The sequence below is a fragment of the Pokkaliibacter sp. CJK22405 genome, assembly GCF_046614695.1.
Taxonomy (GTDB): Bacteria; Pseudomonadota; Gammaproteobacteria; order Pseudomonadales; family Balneatricaceae; genus Pokkaliibacter.
The window spans coordinates 35195-57956 of sequence record NZ_JBKKHQ010000023.1; the positions used below are offsets into that span (position 1 = coordinate 35195).

18 protein-coding genes are annotated in these 22762 nt (G+C 52.7%); 14 read left to right on the forward strand and 4 right to left on the reverse strand.

Features of this window, described 5'->3' with window-relative positions; translation table 11 throughout:
• Positions 1–336 precede the first annotated feature (336 nt).
• The 10 genes from pilM (at position 337) to ACKC9G_RS16205 (ending at position 14907) form a co-directional block, all read left to right on the forward strand.
• Entirely contained in the window at positions 337–1425 is a 1089-nt protein-coding gene (pilM, locus tag ACKC9G_RS16160; protein WP_411407273.1) for a type IV pilus biogenesis protein PilM, read from the forward strand.
• Positions 1425–2006: a PilN domain-containing protein gene (locus ACKC9G_RS16165; protein WP_411407275.1), complete on the forward strand. Its 582-nt coding sequence runs from the start codon at positions 1425–1427 to the stop codon at positions 2004–2006. The genes pilM and ACKC9G_RS16165 overlap by 1 nt, the downstream gene beginning before the upstream one ends.
• Positions 1996–2634 carry a type 4a pilus biogenesis protein PilO gene (locus ACKC9G_RS16170; protein ID WP_411407277.1) on the forward strand — a complete coding sequence of 213 codons (639 nt, stop codon included), beginning with the start codon at positions 1996–1998 and terminating at the stop codon, positions 2632–2634. Before ACKC9G_RS16165 ends, ACKC9G_RS16170 begins: the two co-directional genes overlap by 11 nt.
• Positions 2634–3218, forward strand: coding sequence for a pilus assembly protein PilP (locus ACKC9G_RS16175; RefSeq protein ID WP_411407279.1), 585 nt, complete (start codon positions 2634–2636; stop codon positions 3216–3218). The genes ACKC9G_RS16170 and ACKC9G_RS16175 overlap by 1 nt, the downstream gene beginning before the upstream one ends.
• Positions 3219–3245: 27 nt before the next feature.
• Positions 3246–5294 carry a type IV pilus secretin PilQ gene (locus ACKC9G_RS16180; RefSeq protein ID WP_411407281.1) on the forward strand — a complete coding sequence of 683 codons (2049 nt, stop codon included), beginning with the start codon at positions 3246–3248 and terminating at the stop codon, positions 5292–5294.
• 13 nt (positions 5295–5307) lie between these two features.
• Positions 5308–5838, forward strand: a complete 531-nt coding sequence (gene aroK / locus ACKC9G_RS16185; protein ID WP_411407283.1) for a shikimate kinase AroK — start codon at positions 5308–5310, stop codon at positions 5836–5838.
• A complete protein-coding gene (gene aroB, locus ACKC9G_RS16190) occupies positions 5831–6934 on the forward strand; it encodes a 3-dehydroquinate synthase (RefSeq protein WP_411407285.1) in 1104 nt (367 codons plus the stop codon). Before aroK ends, aroB begins: the two co-directional genes overlap by 8 nt.
• Before the next feature lie 31 nt (positions 6935–6965).
• Positions 6966–8618, forward strand: a complete 1653-nt coding sequence (locus ACKC9G_RS16195; RefSeq protein ID WP_411407287.1) for an AAA family ATPase — start codon at positions 6966–6968, stop codon at positions 8616–8618.
• Positions 8619–8925: 307 nt separating this feature from the next.
• Positions 8926–13383 carry a glutamate synthase large subunit gene (gltB, locus tag ACKC9G_RS16200; RefSeq protein ID WP_411407289.1) on the forward strand — a complete coding sequence of 1486 codons (4458 nt, stop codon included), beginning with the start codon at positions 8926–8928 and terminating at the stop codon, positions 13381–13383.
• Between the two features lie 93 nt (positions 13384–13476).
• On the forward strand, positions 13477–14907 hold the full coding sequence (locus ACKC9G_RS16205; protein WP_411407291.1) for an FAD-dependent oxidoreductase: 1431 nt from the start codon (positions 13477–13479) through the stop codon (positions 14905–14907).
• 87 nt (positions 14908–14994) lie between these two features.
• Here the strand turns inward: ACKC9G_RS16205 and ACKC9G_RS16210 are convergent, their stop codons facing one another.
• Positions 14995–15768: an exodeoxyribonuclease III gene (locus tag ACKC9G_RS16210; RefSeq protein WP_411407293.1), complete on the reverse strand. Its 774-nt coding sequence runs from the start codon at positions 15766–15768 to the stop codon at positions 14995–14997.
• Positions 15769–16099: 331 nt separating this feature from the next.
• Here ACKC9G_RS16210 and pyrE point away from each other — a divergent pair, with 331 nt between their 5' ends.
• Positions 16100–16741, forward strand: a complete 642-nt coding sequence (gene pyrE, locus ACKC9G_RS16215; protein WP_411407295.1) for an orotate phosphoribosyltransferase — start codon at positions 16100–16102, stop codon at positions 16739–16741.
• A 68-nt stretch (positions 16742–16809) separates the two neighbouring features.
• Here pyrE and hisA read toward each other — a convergent pair whose 3' ends face one another.
• The 3 genes from hisA to hisB form a co-directional block, all read right to left on the reverse strand.
• Positions 16810–17544, reverse strand: coding sequence for a 1-(5-phosphoribosyl)-5-[(5-phosphoribosylamino)methylideneamino]imidazole-4-carboxamide isomerase (hisA, locus tag ACKC9G_RS16220; protein ID WP_411407297.1), 735 nt, complete (start codon positions 17542–17544; stop codon positions 16810–16812).
• Positions 17545–17626: 82 nt separating this feature from the next.
• Positions 17627–18274 (reverse strand): imidazole glycerol phosphate synthase subunit HisH, encoded by a 648-nt coding sequence (hisH, locus tag ACKC9G_RS16225; RefSeq protein ID WP_411407299.1) that lies wholly within the window; start codon positions 18272–18274, stop codon positions 17627–17629.
• Positions 18274–18867, reverse strand: a complete 594-nt coding sequence (hisB, locus tag ACKC9G_RS16230) for an imidazoleglycerol-phosphate dehydratase HisB (protein WP_411407301.1) — start codon at positions 18865–18867, stop codon at positions 18274–18276. Before hisB ends, hisH begins: the two co-directional genes overlap by 1 nt.
• A gap of 243 nt (positions 18868–19110) precedes the next feature.
• On the opposite strand from hisB, the gene ACKC9G_RS16235 reads away from it, so the two are divergent.
• From ACKC9G_RS16235 to ACKC9G_RS16245, 3 genes are read left to right on the forward strand one after another with little or no spacing between them, the layout of a single operon-like run.
• Positions 19111–21300, forward strand: coding sequence for an AsmA family protein (locus ACKC9G_RS16235; protein ID WP_411407303.1), 2190 nt, complete (start codon positions 19111–19113; stop codon positions 21298–21300).
• Positions 21297–22355, forward strand: coding sequence for an A/G-specific adenine glycosylase (mutY, locus tag ACKC9G_RS16240; protein ID WP_411407305.1), 1059 nt, complete (start codon positions 21297–21299; stop codon positions 22353–22355). Before ACKC9G_RS16235 ends, mutY begins: the two co-directional genes overlap by 4 nt.
• An 8-nt stretch (positions 22356–22363) precedes the next feature.
• Entirely contained in the window at positions 22364–22636 is a 273-nt protein-coding gene (locus ACKC9G_RS16245) for an oxidative damage protection protein (RefSeq protein ID WP_411407307.1), read from the forward strand.
• Positions 22637–22762: the final 126 nt, after the last annotated feature.

A 22762-nucleotide genomic window follows, 5' to 3' on the forward strand; every position in this document is an offset into this window, starting at 1 on the left:
AAAGCCTTCCTTGCTTCACGCCCAAGGCCTTGGTTCCGGAGGTTAAATTCCGAACCTTCTGGCGGAAAAACCGACGTTAAAACCGGGCGAGTCGCTATTCTAACAGGCTGAAAAAACAAGTCATGGGGCGGGGTGCGAGAAAATGTGAGTCTCTGGCACGAATATGGCGTTTATTTACACAGAGCTCCCAAAAGCCCGGTAGACAAAACAAAAAAAATTTCTTTACCATGCATTGTATGTGCAAGTGTTTCTTGCTCTTATTCCGCAGGCGTGTGGCGTAAGTGCCAATAGCATCGACGTGATGTAAGACACGTTCCTTAGATAAAGGATGAATAAGTGCCTTCCTGGTTAAGTTTCAAACAACAGTCGTTGCTGGGCATAGATATCGGTACGACAGGCGTCAAGCTCGTGGAGCTGGCGCGTCGACGCAAGCAGTTTGAACTACTGAGCTATGCGGTCGTGCCTTATGCCAATGGTCAGTTTATTGACCCGATGCTGCCGGATATCGAAACGATGTCTGCGGCGATTCTGGAAGCTATCAAGGTTTCAGGTACCTCCAGTAAGCGTGTTGCCATCGCGGTCAACGGCGCTTCCGTTATCACTCGTGAAATCGAAATTCAGTCTGACGGCACGGATGAAGGCAACGAGCGCGCCGTCTATGACCAGGCCGATCAGATCATTCCGTACTCTCTGGATGACGTCATCATTGATTACTGCTCCGTGGGCGAACCTAATCCCCGCACCGGACTGCAGCCCATGTTTATTGCCGCATGCCGTAAGGATCAGGTGGAAAGTCAGGAGCAGCTGCTAGAAGCGGTGAGCCTGGATTGCCGACTGATTGATGTCGATACCTTGGCTATCGGTCGTGCGCTCAAGCAGAGTCTGGGGGCCCAGTCTCTTCGTCCTGAAAAAGGGCTGATGCTTTTGCTGGACATCGGTGCCATGCGCTCAGTGTTGTATGCCTTTGATGATGAGCGTCTGGTTTACTCCCGCGAGCATGACTTTGGTGACAAGCAGCTGCGTGAACCTCCCGCAGCGAATCCTTTCGAATATAACGACAATCCCTTCAGCTACGATGAAGAATCGGCGCCAGAGCCTGCTAAGCAAAGTGCGCCTCTCACAGAGGCCGATCGCTATCGTGAGACTCTGGGCAACCAGCTTCAGCGTGCTTTGGAACTCTTTGCAGAAGCTCAGCCCGAAAGCATGATTGGCTGTCTGGTGCTTGCCGGTGGTGGTGCCTGTCAGCAAGGTCTGGCCATGTCTGTGGGTAAGCATCTGGGTATCAAGGTTCATCAGGCCAATCCGCTGGCTGGTATTAAACGTCCAGCCAAGCTGGATGCCGAGTTGCAGCAGCGTGCTCCCTCATTGATGACAGCGTGTGGTCTGGCGATGCGCGTGGGTCAGGAATGGGGAGGTGATCAATAATGCGTATTAACCTCCTTCCCTGGCGTGAAGAGCGAACTGAGCTTCGTAAGAAGCAGTTCAATAATGCTCTGGCAGTAGCATTATTGGCAGCGGCTGGATGCGTCGGTGGTTACTGGCTCTGGCAAGAGCGCAACATCGAAGTACAGCAGGGCCGCAACCAGTTCCTTAAACAGCAAATTACCATTCTCGACCGTAAAGCCGGTGAGCTGACACGGTTGCAGGAAAAACAGCAGCAGCTGGAAGAACGTATTTCCGTGATCAACGGCTTGCAGGCGGATCGTCAGGTGATGGTGCGTCTGATGTCCGATGTGGTGCGGATGGTCCCGGACAAGGTTTTCCTGACCAGTCTTCGCCGAGAAGGCAACAAGGTGACTATGCAGGGCCGGGCCGCGACCAACCTTCAGGTTTCGACCTTCCTGCGTAATCTGGATGGCAATGACCTTTTCAGTTCGCCGCAATTGTCCAAAGTAACCAAGGCTGATCAGCCCGTGGGCTGGATGAACTTTGACCTGAGTGTGACCCTGAATATGCCGGGCGCAAGTGCCGATGATGCAGATAAGGGGTCAAGCAATGGCAAGTAAACGCGGACTCGATTTCAAGCGCTATTTTGCGGGCTTTGATGTCAATAACGTTAATCTCAGTGAGGCGGGTACCTGGCCGATTGGGATCAAGGTTATTTTCATCGTTATCCTGTTTGTGGCGGTCACCGTTGCTGGCAATTTCTTACTCCTGACGGATCAGCAGACTCAGCTTGAGTCACTTAAACGGGATGAGCCGCAGCTAAAAGCTCAAATCACTAAGAAAAGTGAAGTGGTCTCTGGCTTGCCCATGTATCAGACTCGTCTGAAAGAGCTGGAGAACCGCTTTAAAGAACTCTTAACTCAGCTGCCGCAGAAGCAGGAAGTGCCTGGCTTGCTGGACCAGATGACGAATCTGGGTAAAAACTCGGGCCTGACTTTCCGCCAGATTGCACTGCAACCTGAGCAGAAGGCTACTTTTTATCAGATTCTGCCCATCGATATCTCCGTTTACGGCTCCTACCACGCCATGGGTGAGTTTGCCTATGGGCTGGCAGCACTGCCCCGTATCGTGACCCTGCATGATTTTACGCTGACACCTCAGGATGACGGCTCTTTGCAGATGGTGCTTCGTGCCAGCACCTATCGCTATCTGGATGATAGTGATGACAGCATGGCGGGGGCTAAGTGATGAAGATATTAACCAGCTTGCTAGCCCTGTCACTTGTTGCCGGTCTGAGCGGTTGCAGCCCCAGTGTGCCAACAGATGACCTGCAGCGTTTTGTCGAAAAAGCACAGTCGCGCCAGCCCGATCCACTGGATCCGCTACCGCCTTTGCCTGAATACCGTGTGGCACCGTACTCCGTGACAAGTTTGCGTGAGCCCTTTACCAATCCGGATGTCGAGATCCTGCAGAAGCAGCAGGATGAGGAATCGGCGATCAAACCGGACCTGAATCGTGAAAAACAGCCACTTGAGTCGTTTGAATTGGATGCATTGTCCTTCGTTGGACTAATGAAAAAGGAAAACACCCAGTATGCTGTCATTAAAGCCCCGGATGGTCAGTTGCATCTGGTCGCCAAGGGTGACTATATGGGCAAAAACTATGGTCGTATCGTGGCAATTACCGTGGAAGATGGCGAATCGCAAGGGAACCAACTGGACACTCGCCCCCCACTTAAAGCTCAGTTGGAGCTGGAAGAAATTATACCGACCAGTGACAACCACTGGCGTGTTCGGCCGCGGGTCATCTCCATGCAGTTTAGTGATAACTAATAAGGTTTTTGGGTGAAGGGGGTAGAAGTGACGGCTACATCAGTGCGAAACCTGCTATTGATTGGGAGTGGCCTGGTGCTTGGTCTCATGAGCCAGATGGCGATGGCCCTGGATCTGAAATCGGTGCAGGTCAGCGACAAGGATCAGCCTTTGCTGGTTAGTCTTGGCTTTGACAGCAAGCCTCAGCGCGTACGTGTGACTCGGAGCGAGCAGCCTCCCTACACGTTGTTGACCATTGAAAATGCCGGTAACGGCTCAGGACAGCAGCGTTGGAGTAATTTGAATCCTGCATTGCGTGACATCACTGCTGAACAGGATGGCCAGAATCTTAAAGTCAAACTTGAGCTGCGTGATGCGATGGCCATGCAGACGCGTATTGATGGTAATCGCGTGGAAATTTTGCCTGCGGATGCCGAAGCTGACAGCACACCTCTGCCTGAAGCCAAAGCCAGTGATGAGCAAGCCCTGCTGTTTGAACGAAATGAGAACGGCGACGGCAAACTCCGTGTGTTACTGCCTGATCCACAGGTTCATGTACAGGTTGATGACCTGGGCGGCTCTATTCAGGTAACTCTCGAAGGCCAGCAGCTGCCCGCCATTTGGCAGCGTCAGTACGATGTTGCTGACTACGGCACTTCTGTCAGCAAAGTGAATGCACGCCGCATTTCCGACACCAAAGGTACCATTACTCTGGTGCCTGTTAATGGTAAACGTCTCAGCTCCCTGACGTATCAGGACGGCCTGGAATTGGTCGTTGAAGCCAGTCCTAAACAACCCCCTGAGCGTGAACAGGTCAGTTATAACGGCGAGCGCATCAATCTGGCGTTCCAAAGCGTGGATGTGCGTCGCGTATTGCAGTTGATCGCGCAGTCTCAGAATAAGAACGTCCTGATCAGTGACGGCGTCACTGGTGATATCAGCGTGAACTTTCATAACGTTCGCTGGGATGAAGCGCTGGATATGGTCTTGCGCTCTCGCAAGCTCTCCAAACGTGAGCAGGGCGACATCTGGCTGATTGGACCCGCAAGCGAACTGGCTGATTATGAACGTCAGGAACTTGAGCGTCAGAAGCAGATTGAAGACCTTGCGCCACTGGAGCTCGATTACTTCCAGATTAATTACGCGAAAGCGGCAGATCTGGCGCTGGTTCTCCAGAGTGAGAATGACAAGAAGAAAGGCTTTATGTCCGAACGCGCCAGCATTACGGCGGATCCACGCACCAACATGTTGTTGGTCCAGGAAACGGCTGATCGTATGGACAAAATCCGTGATCTGATTAAGAAACTGGATCGTCCCGTACGTCAGGTGCAGATTTCTGCTCGCGTTGTTATCGCTCAGGATGGTTTCAGCAAACAGTTAGGTGTTGCCTGGGGCGGAAGTTCTACTCAAACCCATGGCTCCGACAGCTTTATTCTGGGCGGTTCAACAGACACTATCGTTCAACGCGATCAGCAGCTTCGTGGTAACGATGAAGACATCACCTTCCCGGGAGCGCTGGCGGTCGATATGGGTCTGGACGATGTGGATAGCGCCACATCCTTTGCGCTCGGTTTCTCTAACGATTCCAACCTGTTGTCTCTGGAGCTCTCCGCTTACCAGAGCGACAGCAAGATCGAAATCGTATCCCAGCCGAAGATTGTGACCACTGACGGTAAGAAAGCGCTAATCGAGTCTGGTACAGAGATTCCTTATCAGACAGTGGAAAACGATGAAGTTAATATCGAGTTCAAGAAAGCCGTACTGTCTATGGAAGTAACGCCACAGATTACTCCTGATAACCGCATCATTATGGATCTGGATATCAGCAAGGATTCTAAAGGCGAGACGCTGAGCACCGGTAACTTTGCTGTCGATACCAACCATATTTCGACTCAGGTTCTGGTCAATAATGGCGAGACTCTGGTTCTGGGTGGTGTGTTTGAGGTGAATACCGAAAACAGTGTGATCAAAACGCCTTTCCTGGGTGATATTCCCTATATCGGGAATCTCTTCAAGAAGCGTGTAAACAGTGAAGATAAAGCTGAACTCTTGATCTTTATTACGCCAAGACTACTCTCGGACATAAATATTCCCTGATCACCGGGCTAATATGCACCCGCAAAAAAATATCATTCTTGTTGGGCCGATGGGGGCTGGAAAAACCACCATCGGCCGTTTGCTATCTCAGACTTTGGGTCTGAGTTTCGTCGATTCTGACAAAGCCATTGAAGAGCGCGCTGGCGCAAATATTCCCTGGATTTTTGATGTCGAAGGGGAAGAGGGCTTTCGTCGCCGTGAAGAAAGCATGATTGCTGAACTCTGCGAACAGCAAGGTATTTTGCTGGCGACAGGCGGCGGCGCCGTCACGCGCGAGGCGAATCGTAATGTATTGAAACTGCGTGGTTTTGTTATTTATCTGCATACTACAGTCGCGCAGCAGATTGAGCGGACTTCCCGCGACCGTAATCGCCCCTTGTTGCAAACAGAGGATCCAGCCGCTGTGCTGAGAAAACTCTTTGCCGTGCGGGACCCGCTTTATCGTGAAACCGCTAATATGATTATTAATACTGACCGTCGCAGTCCGCGCTCGGTTGTGAATGAAATTCTCAAGAAACTTCAGACGGAAGGCTGGCATGTCTGAGCAGAATGCATCTCCAATTCGTCACACCCTAACGGTGCCTCTGGCGGATCGAAGCTACGATATTCATATTGGTCGTGACCTGTTTGAGCAAACAGCGCTGTGGACATCGGCTATCCGAAGCAAGCAAGTGCTGGTTGTCACTAACGATACCATTGCGCCTCTTTATCTGGATCAGCTGTTGTCCCATTTGCAGGACTTTAATGTTGATACCGTGATTTTGCCGGATGGCGAAAAGTACAAAAACCTGGATCAGATCAACTCCATCTTCGATGTGTTGCTAGAAAAGGCGCATAACCGCACTACCACACTGATCGCGTTGGGCGGTGGCGTAGTCGGCGACATGACTGGTTTTGCAGCAGCCTGCTATCAGCGTGGTGTCGACTTTTTGCAGATTCCCACGACCTTACTTTCTCAGGTGGACTCCTCTGTTGGTGGTAAAACCGGGGTCAATCATCCGCTGGGCAAGAACATGATTGGTGCTTTTCATCAGCCCAAGGTGGTTCTGGCCGATGTCGGTGTATTGGATACTTTGCCTGAACGTGAACTCTCTGCTGGCCTTGCAGAGGTGATAAAGTACGGTCTGATCTGTGATCTTGATTTTCTTGCCTGGCTTGAAGACAACATGGCGCTCTTGCGTGAGCGCGATGAGGCCGCGCTGGGGTACGCAATTTTCCGTTCATGCCAGGTGAAGGCGGAAATCGTTGCTCAGGATGAAAAAGAGGGCGGTGTTCGTGCCCTTTTGAATCTGGGGCACACTTTTGGTCATGCCATTGAAGCGCATCAGGGCTATGGCAACTGGCTACATGGTGAAGCAGTGGCAGCAGGAACCATGATGGCCACGCGCATGTCAGCCTTGCTGGGCTGGCTGAGTGCAGAAGATGTGGCTCGCGTTGAGGCGATTTTTGTCGCCGCAGGGCTGCCAGTGAATCCGCCAGAAACCATGACCGGTAGCGATTTTATGCGCTGGATGGCAGTGGACAAGAAAGTCATGCATGGCCAGCTGCGCTTGATTCTCCTGAAGGGTTTGGGCCAAGCTGTTATTACGGCTGATTACCCCGCTGATGTTTTGGAAACGACATTAGCTTCAAATGCCTGATTCACACACGCGTTAGACAGGGCAAAGGACTATGAGTCTACATACGGATGTTCTCCACCGCTTCGGATTGCGACACAATCCCTTTGGTGATGAGCTATTGCCGGAAGATGCCTATCTGACCGAAGAGCGAAGTCAGTTGCTCGATAAATTGAGCCACTTGAGTCGTTATAGCCAGTTTGTGCTGGTGGTAACGGGTGAACATGGCGTTGGTAAAAGTACCTTTCTGAATCAGCTCTTACCCGGCAGTGATCCTGTCATGCGCCCGGTGACCTTGCGTCTTAAGCATGAAACCGGCCCGGCGCAGATGGTCAGTAGCCTGATTCAGCAGGCGCGCATCGAAATGGAAGAGGGTTCTCATTTCGAGCAGCAAATTCAGGCCTTGCATCAGCACGCGCAAATGCTGCGTGATCTTGATCGTATGATGCTGATTCTTGTGGATGATGCTGAATTATTGACTGACGGTGCCCTGGATGTGCTCTTTACCCGCGTTATGCAGACACCTGATCCTGCCGCCAGCCCTCACATTATTCTTTTTGGACAACCTGATGTTCTGTCGCGTCTGAGCAGTCCGCGTTTGCAAACGGTGCTGACAGGGCGCAGTCATCATGCCTCGTTAAGTCCGCTGACGCTGGATGAAACGGAAGGCTACATTGCGCATCGCCTCGATCTGGCCGGGATGCACGGTGATATTCCCTTTACCGTTGCCCATTACAACCGTATTCATCAGCAATCTCAGGGTATACCTGCGGTCATTAATCGCCTGGCGCAGGCCATGCTGTTTGATCAGCCAGAGCCTGCCGCAGGCGGTAAGCGCTCTTTTGCCAAGAAAGTGTCTGGCAACAATAAGGGCGCTAAGGCTCAACTGCCATGGATGCATATCGCGGCGGTCGTTATTTTACTGGTCACCATTACAGGTGCCTTTATGCTTACCGGCGGAAGCAGTGATGCGCCTGAGCCTCAGCCGGGCAGTTCGTTGTCTATTACCTTGCCGGGTCAGGCAACTCAGGATTCCAGTCCTGTGCAAGCGGCGCCTGGTCAGCCAGCAGCCGTGTCCGGGCCTGACATCGTTCCACAGCAACCAGCGACTCTCTCTGAGCGTCTGGCTCTGGAAGAGCAGAAACTGGGTATCAAACCCAGTGATTCTCAAAGCCCTGATTCTCTGACAGGCGTGGTTCCTGAAATTCCTGTTCCGGATGCTCCCGCAGTGCCTGTGCAGACACCTGTTGGTCGTCCTTTGGTGGATCAGCCGGATGAGCCTGCTGCGCCGGAGCCTGTTGCCACTGTTTCGACAGCGCCAGCAGTCCCCGCCAAAGCAGCAGAGCCAGCAAAACCTGTGGCCAAGCCAGCTCCTGCCGCCAAACCAAAAGCCACTGTCAGTGCCTCTGGCTCGTCATCCGCCTATGGTGCCCGACTCAAATCATGGCCATCTTCTGATTACACCCTGCAGATGCTGGGAACGCGTAGCGAAAGCAGTGCGGCAGAGTTTATCCGCAAGAATGGCTCGGGTTCCGACTTCGCCTATTTCGAGACGGAATATAAAGGGGCACCCTGGTTTGTTGTCGTCTATGGTCATTACAGCAGCCGCGATGCTGCTCAGCAGGCAGCCAATGGCTTGTCCGACTCCCTTAAAAAGCAAAAGCCATGGCCGCGTTCGGTCAGTGGCGTTCAAAGCTCTCTTCGATAATTTCAGGCGCTTGTGCGCCTGTTAAATTTGACGCTTGTAAAGTATTTGTCGAATACCGGCAGGTGCTTTCGTCTGCCTCTGCGACTTAAGGCTAATGAAGCGGCAAAAACCGGTAAAAAGCGGTTTTTCCGACTTGCTGTCATAAAAATATCCTTGCTAGGATGAGTTCCCTTTTGCCCTCTGGCGTGCCAAAAAAACACGAGAGACACATCTCAGGGTGTGCCAGCCTTCCGGGCGTTATAACTATAAAAAAAGTAAAAGAACGATATTTAGCTATTTTCAGAACGAATTTTAGTGAGATTGGCTTATGAAGACAGGTTTGTTCAACGCAGCAGAGTTTAAAGACAACTGCGGCTTTGGTCTCATGGCCCACCTGAAAGGACAGCCCAGCCACGATGTGCTGCGCCGCTCCATTGAAGCTCTGGCATGTATGACTCACCGTGGCGGTATCGCCGCTGACGGTAAGACCGGTGACGGTTGTGGTCTGCTGCTGCAAAAGCCCGATGGCTTTTTGCGGGCAATTGCCAAAGAGCAATTTGGAGTGAATTTGTCCCCTCAGTACGGTGTGGGCATGGTGTTTCTCTCTCAGGATCCCGAAAAAGCGGATCATGCTAAAGATGTGATGAATGAAAACATCCGCAAGCATGGTTTGCGCCTGATCGGTTGGCGACAGGTGCCGATTGATCCTTCCTGCCTGGGACGTATTGCTCAGGAATGTCTGCCTCGTATTGAGCAGGTATTCGTGGACTCGGATTGTCGAAGTGAGCACGAACTCAATATTCGACTTTTCCTTGCGCGTCGCCAGACGGCGTATCACCTTTTGAATAAAGACCCGGACTATTACTGCTGCTCTATGTCAGCCAGTGTTCTGTCCTATAAAGGTCTGATGATGCCGGCAGATCTGCCGGTGTTCTACAAGGACCTTGGCGACCCGCGTTTGGAAACCGCGATATGTACTTTCCATCAGCGTTTCTCCACCAACACGCTGCCGCGCTGGCCCTTGGCGCAGCCATTCCGCGTACTGGCGCACAATGGTGAGATCAATACGATCGAAGGTAATCGGAACTGGGCGCGTGCCCGTGTTTCCAAATTCACCTGCGAGGCGATCCCTGATTTCAGTGAGATTGAGCCCGTAGTTAACACCCATGGTTCAGATTCCTCCACGCTGGATAATATGCTGGAGATTCTGCAGATCGGCGGTATGGATATCTTCCGTGCGATCCGCATGCTGATTCCGCCTGCGTGGCAGAACTGGCAATCCATGGATGCTGATCTTCGTGCCTTTTATGAATACAACTCCATGCATATGGAGCCATGGGATGGCCCTGCCGGCATCGTACTGAATACTGGCCGCCACGCGATCTGCATGCTGGACCGTAATGGTCTGCGTCCATCGCGTTGGGTGCTGACCAAAGACGATATGTTCTGCTGTGCCTCTGAAATCGGTGTTTATGACTACAACCCCGAAGATGTGGTGTCTAAAGGCCGCGTTGGGCCGGGACGTATCGTGGCAGTGGATACCAAGACCGGCGAGATTCTCGAAACAGAAGATATCGACAATCGCCTCAAGGTAGCCCAACCCTATCGTAAATGGCTGCGTGACAATGCGCTGCGTATTGAAGGTCTGCTGGATGAGGGTGAGCCAGATATCGAAGATTTCGGTGTCGATGAGCTGAAAACCTATATGAAGCAGTACCACGTGACTTTTGAAGAGCGTGATCAGATTCTGCGTCCACTGGCTGAAACCGGTATGGAAGCGGTCGGCTCCATGGGGGATGACACGCCGATGGCGGTGCTGTCTTCCAAGACTCGCGTGCTGTATGACTATTTCCGTCAACAGTTCGCTCAGGTGACCAACCCGCCGATTGACCCATTGCGTGAAGCGGTGGTGATGTCACTCGACACCTGCCTTGGCCCGGAGAAGAACGTCTTCATCGAGCTGCCAGAGCATGCCAACCGTATTAAGCTGTCTTCGCCAGTCTTGTCGGCACGCAAGTTCAGCCGTTTGCTGCATATGGATCGTCCGGGCTACAGCGTTAAGCGTATCTCCCTGCATTACGATCCCAATGAACAGAGCCTGAAAGAGGCGGTTGCGGCGCTGTGTAAGACCGCTGAAAGTGCGGTGCGTGACGAAGGTGCAGTCCTGCTGATCATGACCGATCGTGATCTTGAACACGGCAAATTGCCTATTCATGCGCTGATGGCCACTGGTGCTGTTCATCACCATCTGGTTGTGACCGGTCTGCGTTGTGACTGCAACCTGATCATTGATACGGCAACGGCACGTGATACTCATCACTATGCCTGTCTGATTGGTTTTGGTGCCTCTGCGGTGCATCCGTATCTGAGCTACCGCGTCATCAATGACCTGATTGCTCAGGGAACGGTGCTGGGCGATCCGGGTGAATGTCATCGCAATTATCGTAAAGGGATCAACAAGGGCCTGATGAAGATCATGTCTAAAATGGGGATCTCCAGTATTACCTCCTACCGTGGTGCGCAGCTATTTGAAGCTGTGGGTATTTCTTCCGAGGTGGTCGAGCAATGCTTCCGCGGTGTGCCAAGCCGTATTGAGGGGGCGCGTTTCGAGCATTTCCAGCAGGAAACTCAGGCACTGCATACCGTAGCCTTTACGCTACGCAAACCCATCGCTCATGGCGGTTTGCTCAAACACCACCATGAGGGTGAGTACCATGCCTTCAACCCGGATGTGGTGAAGTTTCTGCAGCAGTCTGTGGAGTCGGGAGATTACGGTGTTTATCGTGATTATGCCGGTCTGGTGAATAACCGCGGCGTGGCGACTATCCGAGATTTGCTGAAGCTGCGCGAAGATGTGTCGCCGATTTCCATTGATGAAGTGGAGTCAGTCGAAGCCATTCTGCAGCGTTTTGACTCTGCCGGGATGTCCCTTGGTGCATTGTCGCCCGAGGCTCACGAAGCTCTGGCACAGGCAATGAACGAGCTGGGCTGTCGCTCCAACTCGGGTGAAGGTGGCGAAGATCCAGCGCGCTACGGCACGATTCGTCGCTCAAAGATCAAGCAGATCGCCTCGGGTCGTTTTGGTGTTACGCCGGAATACCTGATGAGTGCGGATGTGCTGCAGATCAAAGTGGCGCAGGGTGCCAAGCCGGGTGAAGGTGGCCAGCTGCCAGGCGGTAAGGTCAACGATCTGATTGCCCGACTGCGTTACTCCGTTCCGGGTGTGACACTGATTTCCCCACCGCCTCATCACGATATCTATTCGATCGAGGATCTGGCGCAGCTGATTTTTGACCTCAAGCAGATCAATCCGGAAGCCCTGGTGTCGGTCAAGCTGGTCTCACGTCCTGGCGTTGGCACGATTGCCGCGGGCGTGGCGAAAACCTACGCTGACCTGATCACGATCTCCGGTTATGACGGCGGTACAGCAGCAAGCCCGATCACCTCTATCCGCTATGCCGGCTCTCCCTGGGAGCTGGGGCTGGCGGAAACTCACCAGACGTTGCGTGGCAATGATCTTCGCGGCAAGGTTCGGGTGCAGACTGACGGTGGTTTGAAAACGGGGCTGGATGTTGTCAAGGCAGCGATGCTGGGTGCAGAGAGCTTCGGTTTCGGTACGACGCCCATGATTGCCATGGGGTGTAAGTATCTGAAGATTTGCCACCTCAACAACTGTGCGACAGGTGTGGCGACCCAGAATAAGGGTCTGCGTGATAAACACTTCCATGGCACGGTTGAGATGGTTAAAAACTTCTTCCGCTTTGTTGCCATGGAAACCCGTGAGTGGATGGCCAGGCTTGGTGTTCGCACACTGGAGGAACTGGTGGGTCGTACGGACCTCTTGATCGCGGATAAAGGCTTAACTGACAAGCATGCGGCTCTGGATCTCTCGCCTATTCTTTCTGATGGTGGAGTGGATGCCAGCAAGCCTCATGTCTGTGAAGTTGAGCGCAATGAGCCTTTCGATCCCGGCCAGATGAACCTGGACATGGCTTCGGCGGCAGAGCAGGCGATTCGCGCCAAGTCCGGCGGTAAGTTCAGCTTCTCCCTGACTAACTGTGATCGTTCTGTCGGCGCCCGAACCTCAGGCATGATTGCGCAGCATCATGGTAATCAGGGCATGCGCGATAAACCCATCCGCTTTGAGTTTACAGGGGTGGCGGGACAGTCCTTTGGTGTCTGGAATGCCGGTGGTCAGGAGCTGGTGCTGGAAGGCGATGCTAACGACTACGTAGGTAAAGGGATGACAGGCGGCAAGCTTGTGATTTATCCACCGCGTAACAGTGGCTTTGCCTCTCAGGAAACGGCGATTGTGGGTAATACCTGTCTGTATGGCGCAACCGGCGGCAAGCTTTATGCGGCAGGCCAGGCTGGCGAGCGTTTTGCAGTACGAAACTCAGGGGCTCTGGCCGTTATTGAAGGCGCGGGTGATCACTGCTGCGAGTACATGACGGGCGGTATGGTGGTCGTGCTGGGTGACACCGGCTCCAACTTTGGCGCAGGCATGACCGGCGGCTTTGCCTTTGTCCTGGATCAGGATCGGACGTTTGTTGATAAGTACAACCACGAACTGGTGGATATTCACCGCATTGGTACCGAGAGCATGGAGCAGTATCGTAATCATCTGCGTAGTGTGCTTGAGGACTATGTGGCGGAAACCCAGAGTCAGTGGGGGCGTCAGATTTTGGATGATCTCGAAAGCTATCTCGAGCGTTTCTGGCTCGTTAAGCCCAAGGCTGCTGATCTCGGTCAGCTGCTCAATCAGGTGCGTAGCCGTCCCGAGTAATCCAGCACGGAGCCCGGATGCGGGCTCCGGTCCAGAATCATCGTGATTAGCAGGTGCAGCAAGACTGCGCCGCCATAATGAGGTGTAGAAGACATGGCAGACCGTTTGGATAATGTCTTCCAGTTTGTAGATGTAGGTCGAAAAGACCCGGTCAAGAAGCAGGCTGCTGTTCGCAAGCAGGAATTTAAGGAGATTTACTCGCCTTTCAAGGCTGAGGAAGCCTCCCCCCAGGCGCACCGCTGTTTATCCTGCGGTAACCCTTATTGTTCGTGGAAGTGTCCGGTGCATAACCACATTCCCGACTGGCTGAAGCTCATCAGCGATGGCAACGTCATCAAGGCGGCTGAGCTGATGCATCAAACTAACTCACTCCCGGAAGTTTGTGGTCGCGTTTGTCCACAGGATCGTCTTTGTGAAGGGGCTTGTACCCTGAATGATGGTTTTGGCGCAGTGACTATCGGCTCGGTTGAGAAGTATGCAACGGATGCCGCCTTTGCCATGGGCTGGCGGCCTGATATGTCCCGCGTGGTCTGGACAGATAAGAAGGTTGCCGTCATCGGTGCTGGCCCGGCGGGCCTGGGCTGTGCTGATATTCTGGCGCGTAATGGTGTGAAGCCGGTGGTGTTTGACCGCCATCCGGAGATCGGCGGTCTGCTGACCTTTGGTATTCCGGAATTCAAGCTGGAAAAGGGCGTCATGAGCCAGCGTCGCGAAATCTTCGAAGGCATGGGCGTTGAGTTTCGTCTGAATACTGACATCGGTAAGGACGTCAGTTTTGAATCCCTGCTGGAAGACTATGATGCGGTTTTCCTCGGTATGGGAACGTACACCTATATGAAAGGTGGATTCCCTGGCGAGGAGTTGGAAGGCGTCTACGATGCTTTGCCTTATCTGATCTCCAATGTGAACCGTTGTCTGGGCTTTGAGAAGTCAGCCGATGAGTTCGTGGATATGAAAGGCAAGAAGGTCGTTGTTCTTGGTGGTGGTGATACGGCTATGGACTGTACCCGTACAGCCATCCGCCAGGAAGCCAGCAAGGTCACTTGTGCCTATCGTCGTGATGAAGCCAACATGCCAGGCTCACGCCGGGAGGTTGCTAACGCGAAGGAAGAGGGGGTTATCTTCCAGTACAACGTTCAGCCCGTTGAGCTGATCGGTGAACAAGGTAAGGTGACAGGTGTGAAGGTCGTGCATACCCAGTTGGGTGAGCCCGATGCTCATGGCCGTCGTAGCCCGGTAGTGGTGCCTGGTAGTGAAGAAGTCTTGCCTGCTGATGCTGTGCTGATTGCTTTTGGCTTCCGCCCAAGCCCTGCACCCTGGTTTGAACAGTTTGGTATCGAGCTGGATAACCGAGGTCGAGTCCTGGCGCCAGAACAGGCGAGTGAAGGCAAACATTTCTTCCAGACCAGTAATGCCAAGGTATTTGCCGGTGGTGACATGGTACGTGGTTCTGATCTTGTCGTGACCGCCATTGCAGAAGGCCGCAAGGCGGCCGAGGGTATTCTGGATTACCTCGAAGTCTGAGCCCGCGAGATGCCATAAAAAAAGCCCGCTGTAGCGGGCTTTTTTGTCTCTGGCTGATCCGGTTGAAGGTGTCAGCGAGGAGATCTATTAGAGATCGTGGTCATATTCAATCATTAGCGCAGAGTGCGCCGAAAGGCGAGGCTCTTTAATGATTTTTGCTGCCCGGACTTTCTTGCCAAATTCTGCGGTGGCCACTTGATAATCCAGACGAGCACCTTCGTTAAGCTCAAACGCACGGTTGTAGCTTGGCCACCAGGTGAACTGGCGATCAGCCTGATTAACTTCGCGGAAGGTGTCCACGTAGCCCATTTCATCAAAGACTTCGCGAAAGAAAGCGCGCTCTTCAGGCAGGAAGCCTGAGTTGCGCTGGTTCACATACCAGTTGCTGACGTCGCGCGGCTCGCGGGCAATATTCCAGCTACCACAGAAAATAAACTGTCGGCGCTTGCGTAAAGTCTTCTTAAAGAAGGCAAGCATCTGATCCATGAACTCATTCTTGACCTGCTGCTTGCTCAGATCATTTTCGCCCGCAGGTAACAGAATGGAGCCAATACTGATTTTGTCGTAGTCCGCCTGAATATAGCGGCCATGGAAATCGCAAAGTTCAAAACCAAGCCCGGTCATGATGGCTTTTGGCTGGTGCTTACAGTAAATCGCTACGCCGCTGTAATTCTCATCGGGCGAGTCAAAGAAGTGAGCCTGATATCCCTCCGGATGGAATTGGGCATCGTCCAACTCCCAGGACTTGTCACGGATATCTTGCAGGCAATAGACATCGGCATCTTGTTGGACCATCCAGTCAAACAGTCCACGCTCAGCCGCTTGTCGTATTCCTTGCACATTAAGAGTGATGACACGCATCAGTACGGGAATCCTTTAAAGTCTAAAATTCTGGGCCCTTGGGCGTCTGTGTTTACCGGGAAGACGAGGTAGTGACTGGACATGAGGCATCGTTCGTAGCGGCGCACGGTTTTTTTGGTTGTGCGTCCGTGTGTCGTCCCGCGGCAGACAAAGTCTGGACCTAAGTTGTCGAATTATAACACCTTTTCGTTGAATGACGTTCAAGTCAAGCGAAATAGAACGGCACCAATGGGAGCTAAGACGCCAGCCCAGCAATGATGGGACACAGAGGAGGCAGGCGGTGATGCGATAAGGTAAACTAGCGGCGTTTTTGATCCAGTGGAGTTGTCAGATGCTTGCCTATCAGCGGGATTTTATTGAGTTTGCCATTCAACAGGATGTACTGCGTTTCGGCGAGTTTACGCTGAAGTCTGGTCGCCTGAGCCCTTACTTTTTCAACGCCGGGTTGTTTAATACCGGTAAGGCGCTGGCAAAGCTGGGTCAATGTTACGCTGAGGCGATCGTCAACAGCGGCATCGAGTTCGACGTGATTCTGGGCCCGGCCTATAAAGGCATTCCTCTGGCGGCGGTCACGGCGGTTGCTCTGGCTGAAAAGCACGGTCTTGATGTGCCTTATGTTTTTAATCGTAAGGAAGCCAAGGATCATGGTGAGGGCGGGAATCTGGTAGGGGCTCCGCTGAAAGGGCGTGTGCTGATCATTGATGATGTTATTACTGCCGGAACTGCCATCCGTGAGGTCATGACACTGATTGAGCAAAATGGCGCCACGCCTGCAGGTGTGGTTATCGCGCTGAATCGTCAGGAGAAAGGCAAGGCTGAACTCTCGGCGATTCAGGAAGTTGAGCGCGACTACAACATGCCTGTGGCTAATATCATTAATGTGAAAGACATCATGGCTTATCTTGCCGAGCAGGGTGATAAGGCCGATGCGCTGACTGCGATGGAGACGTACCGTAAGAATTACGGTGTGTGATCCTTAGATTATTGCGCAATAAAAAAAGGGCCAGAGAGGCCCTTTTTTTATGAATGGCTCAATGCGTATCAGACTAGGCTGTCGCAGAGTGCCTGAGCTTCAGCGATATCCAGTGTTCCTTCATAAATGGCACGACCCGTGATGGCGCCGATGACACCTTTATCACTGACTTTGGCCAGCGCTTCGATATCCGCCATATTGGTCACGCCGCCGGAAGCAATCACGGGCAGTCCTGACTCCTGCGCCAGGTTCACCGTGCTTTCCACATTGACGCCCTGCATCATGCCGTCACGGCTGATGTCGGTATAAACGATACTTTCCACGCCATCATCACGGAAACGCTTGGCCAGATCCACCGCTTTGACTTCGGTCACTTCTGCCCAGCCATCAATCGCAACCAGACCGTCTTTGGCGTCCAGGCCAACAATAATGTGTCCTGGAAAGGCTTTGCACATCTCAGTCACGAATTCAGGTTCTTTAACGGCTTTGGTGCCGATGATGACGTACTGAACACCAGCCTTGAGATAAGCTTCAATGATGGCTGCATCACGAATACCGCCGCCAATCTGAATCGGCAGGGTAGGAAAGGCTTTAGCGATTTCCTGAACAATCTCACCGTTCACAGGCTGGCCTGCGAAGGCACCGTTCAAATCAACCAGATGCAGACGACGAGCACCCTGGGCTACCCACTGGCCAGCCATTTCAACGGGGTTGGAGGAAAATACCGTGGAGTCTTCCATTCGGCCCTGTCGCAGTCGAACGCACAGGCCGTCTTTCAGATCGATGGCAGGAATTACCAGCATGGAGATGGACTCTCTCTAGTCAGGTGCAGGCCTCTGTTCGAGGCCATCAAAATCAAACCCGGGCGTACCGGGAGTTCACAGGTCAGGGTTTGCCGTTCCAGTGCAGGAAGTTCTTCAGTAATTGAAGGCCTGCTTCATGGCTTTTCTCAGGATGGAATTGCACAGCGAAAACGTTGTCACGACTAAGAGCGACATCAAACTCAAGGCCATAATGGCATGAGCCTGCGATCTCATCAGTCTGTCCGGCTTTAATGTAATAACTGTGGACAAAATAAAAGCGGCTGTCGTCAGCAATGTTTGCCCAGAGTGGATGAGCTTTACGTTGGGTCACGCGGTTCCAGCCCATGTGAGGTACTTTCAGTTTCTCACCGCTTTCATCTTTCAGGTCATTGCCGAAAAAGTGGGCTTTGCCTTGAAAGGCGCCAAGGCAGGCATGACCGCCATTTTCTTCGCTGAACTCAGTCAGAAGTTGTACGCCGACGCAGATGCCCAGTAGTGGTTTTCCTGAAGCAATCACCTGATGAACAATCTTGTCGAGGCCCAGGCGAACCAACTCTCCCATGCAGTCACGGATTGCTCCGACGCCGGGAAGAATAACGCGATCGGCAGCCAGAATGTCCTGAGTATCGCGCGTCACCAGTACGCGCTCATCCGGCTTTACGTGCTCAAGGGCTTTGGCAACCGAATGCAGGTTGCCCATGCCGTAGTCGATAACTGCCACAGTGCTCATTACAGGCATCCCTTGGTTGAGGGCATCATCCCTTGCATGCGCTCATCGGGCGTTAATGCCATGCGCAGGGCGCGGCCGAAGGCCTTAAACACGGTTTCAGCCTGATGGTGGCTGTTATGACCCTTAAGGTTATCAATGTGCAGAGTCACCAACGCATGATTGACGAAGCCCTGGAAGAACTCATAGAAGAGTTCGGTGTCCAGTCCATTAATGGAAGCACGGGTGAAAGGAATGCTGTACTCGAGGCCAGGGCGGCCGGAGAAGTCCAGAACCACGCGGGATAGAGCTTCATCCAGGGGAACGTAGGAGTGGCCATAACGGGTCATGCCTTTACGATCGCCCAGCGCCTTGTTGATTGCCTGACCTAGGGTAATTCCCAGATCTTCAACGGTATGGTGGGCATCAACGTGAAGGTCGCCGTTGGCATGGATATCCATGTCGATAAGACCATGGCGGGCAATCTGCTCCAGCATATGATCCAGAAAACCGATGCCGGTCTGAGAAGAAAACTTCCCGGTGCCATCGAGGTTAACGGTCACGCTGATCTGAGTTTCCAGCGTGTTGCGTGTCACGCTGGCGGTACGCTCTGCCATGCCAGGCTCCCTTTAATGCGTCGTGATAGGCGATGAGTGCCGTGTTTATGTTTACTGCGGCGCTGATAGCCAAAGAAACCACTAAAAAACGATCCTGAATTATAAAGCCTTGTGCTCTGGGTTAGAACCATTACTAACAGCAAATGCGGGATATCCGCTGGACACAGGCAGGCAAAGGCGGTCTACACTGTCGGCAAGGTGAGTCTGGCAGGCAGTATCGATAATAAGAGTGAGTGAGGGAACATGAAGGTCACGCGACTGGTGTTATGGCTTTTAGGTGCGTTATTAGGTCTGGCAATCCTTTGCCTGATCTATCTTTTTACTGTGTTTGATCCTAATGACTATCGTCAGCGCATTAGCGCTGCTATTGAGGATAAAACTGGTCTGATCGTGGATATACAGGGGGAAATGAGCTGGACGCTGTTCCCGCAATTCGCCATCACTCTTAACAAGGTTGAGGCGCATTATCCGGATAAGCCCAGTCTGGCGACGCTGAATAACGCCAGTGTGGGGTTGGATGTGCCCGCACTGATGGGTGGACAGGTGAGTTTGTCTGACCTGATCGTCGATGGCCTGACCCTCAACCTGCAAAAAGAAACGGCCGGGCAGAATAACTGGACGCGTCCTAGTGAAGAGACGCCTGTTGCCGATGAATCAACAGGTTCTGGCGATAGCGCTGGAAAGTCGGGTTCAACCCAGCTGGCCATTGACTCTGTTGACCTTCAGAACGTGCAGATCAATTACAGTGACCTTACCCAGAACAAGTCGATTGCAGTGGGCCCCGTCAGCCTTCAGGCAAGCAGTATTTCCTTGGGTAAACGTTTCCCCCTAAGTCTGACTTTGCCTCTAAGCATGAGTCAGGAGGGCGGAAGTCAGCAAAGTAGCCAGATTGCACTTAGTAATAAGCTCGATGCTGATGTAATGCTGGATCCAGATCGTCAGCTTTATGAGCTGAGCAATCTGACGCTGGTCAGTGATATCGCAGGCCTTAGCAAACAGGATCTGCTGCTTGAAGCCAAGGGCGATGTGAATCTGGACCTCAAACAACAGAGATTGTCTCTGCCTGCCATGGCGCTGCAGATGAACGGTATCAAGGCGGCTCTTTCTGCTGAAGCAAATCAGGTAATGGGTGACCCCAGCGTCAGTGGAAAGTTGTCTGTTGAGCAGGCAAATCTACGTAAATGGCTGGCCGACCAAGGTATGGCGGCAGACTTCAAATCCAGTGATGCGCTGACAAAAGTTGCTCTGCAAACCCCTTTCAGTTTCAAGCAAAACCGTATTGACCTCTCTGATCTGGTGGTCACCGTTGATGACACCACACTTAAGGGAACGCTGGCCTATGGTCTCGATAGCGGACGACTGAGTACGGTGCTCAAAGGAGACAAAATCAACCTGGATGACTATCAGTCTGCCACTGAGCAGCCTACGGAAAAGCAGGCTGAGTCTGGCAGTAAACAGGCTGGCGTGGCTTCTGCGGATAACAGTAGCTATTCCCGTGCTGAGGTCGTTCCGGTTGAGATGCTTCGTAGTCTGAATCTGGATGCGGACATCACACTCAACAGCGTGACTTATCAGCAACTGGCGCTAAAGAATAATCGTGTGATGGTGCAGGCGAATGGCGGGAAGCTGACGCTGGATAATCTCGCGACTCAGGTTTCAGGTGGCTCAATCAGTGCCAAGGGCAGTATGGATGCCCGTAAAAATCCTATTAACTCTCAGGTGAGCTTTACTGCCAGTCAGGTTGACCTTGGGCAGCTTCAGCAGCTACTTGGTAATGACCCCAGTGTTACTGGCCAAGGGACCGCAACGGGCCAGCTCAGCATGCGTGGAAACTCGGTATATGACTGGGTTAACTCCCTCAATGGCTCCATGCAGGCAGACCTGGCGAAAGGCGTACTGAAGAATATTAATGTGACCCATCAGCTCTGTCAGGGAATAGCTCTGGCCAATGGCGATGCATTAGGAGAGAGCACGCCATCTGCAGATACGACGCTGACAGATGCTCATTTGCAGATTCGGTTTAATGATGGTGTCGCTCAGGTGCAGCAGCTCAACGGTGGTTTAGTTGGTGCCACAGCGAATGGTGCCGGGCAGATCGATCTGCCACAGCGGCGTTTGGATATGCTGGTTAAGGTCATTGTCCAGGGAGATACCAGCCGCGAAGCCTGTACGATCAATCCCAAATTCCAGGGCCTGGAATGGCCACTACGCTGTCAGGGAAGTCTTGATGGTGACCCAGGCAAATGGTGTCGCCCCGATAAGGATGGCTTTGCTAACACCATCAAGGGTTTGGCTGCTCGGGAAGCCGAGCGTAAAGCCAAAAAAGAGGTGAACAAGGCGATTGATAAGCAGACAGAAAAGTTGAAAGAAAAACTTGGGGATGATAAAGCCGAGGCCGTAAAAGGCTTGCTTCAAGGAATTCTCAATAAGTGACCCCCGCTGAGTTTCAACATCGCATTATGGAGTGGTTCGACCGTCACGGTCGGACCACGCTTCCCTGGCAATTCAACAAGACTCCCTATCGCGTCTGGATTTCAGAAATCATGCTGCAGCAGACGCAGGTGGCGACAGTTATTCCCTATTATGAGCGTTTTATGGAGCGCTTCCCCAGTGTTCAGGCTTTGGCTGAGGCAGAGGTCGATGAAGTGCTGCATCTATGGACGGGACTGGGTTATTACACCCGTGCTCGTAATCTCCATCGTGCCGCACAGATACTCGTTAATGACTGGCAGGGAGAGTTTCCCTCGACAGTTGAAGAGGTGGTGACGTTACCAGGGGTTGGTCGCTCAACCGCTGGGGCCATTCTGTCAATCAGTCGGGGAACCTGGGCGCCTATTCTGGATGGTAACGTGAAACGTGTCTTGTCACGTTACGCCGCCATCGAGGGTTGGCCAGGCCAGAGTGCGGTCGAAAAAGAACTTTGGGAGCTGGCGGAGCGGCTAACTCCTGAAGCTCGCGTGGGTGAATATACTCAGGCCATGATGGATATGGGGGCTACGCTCTGTACCCGAAGCAAACCAATGTGTTTGCTTTGTCCTCTGGAGGACAGTTGCGAGGCGCATCAGCAACATCGTGAGGCGGAGTTTCCCGGTAAAAAACCGCGCAAAGCACTTCCCGAGAAAACACGACATTTGCTGATCCTGAAAGATGAACAGGGGCGAGTACTGCTTGAGCAGCGCCCACCAACGGGCATTTGGGGAGGACTCTGGAGTTTTCCTGAAGCGCTAAACCGGTCAGAACTTGATGACATGGCGCAATCAAGAGGAGGCAAAGCCTCTTCCAAGATAACTCTTGAACCGCGTCAACACACCTTTAGCCACTTTCACCTGCAGATGATTCCGGTTATCTACGATCTTGCGGACTCGGGTGAGGTCATGGAAGTCAGTGGGCAGCTCTGGTATAACCTGCGGCAACCTGAAGAGGTCGGGTTGGCGGCTCCGGTAAAACGGCTGTTGCTTGAGCTCGACGCTACCCTGGTAATGACGTGAGGTGAGTTATGACCCGTACTGTATTCTGCCGTAAATATCAGCAAGAAAAGGAAGGCCTGGATCGTCCACCGTTTCCCGGCCCCAAGGGCGTGGACCTCTACGAAAATATCTCTAAGGAAGCCTGGCAGGACTGGCTGACGCACCAGACGATGCTTATCAATGAAAAGCGCCTGAATCTTATGGATATGGCATCTCGAAAGCTTTTGCAGGAAGAGATGGATCGCTTTTTCTCTGGAGAAGATTTGACTGCGATTGAGGGATACGTGCCGCCAGAGAAATAATTCTGGTTGGAAGTATTTGATCTGCTTGACAAGTTTCATCGCCGAGAGTAAATTTCGGCCCCGTTCGCTTGATGCGCAAACAACTTGACAGTTGGACGCGAACTCGTAAAATACGCGCCTCGTTGC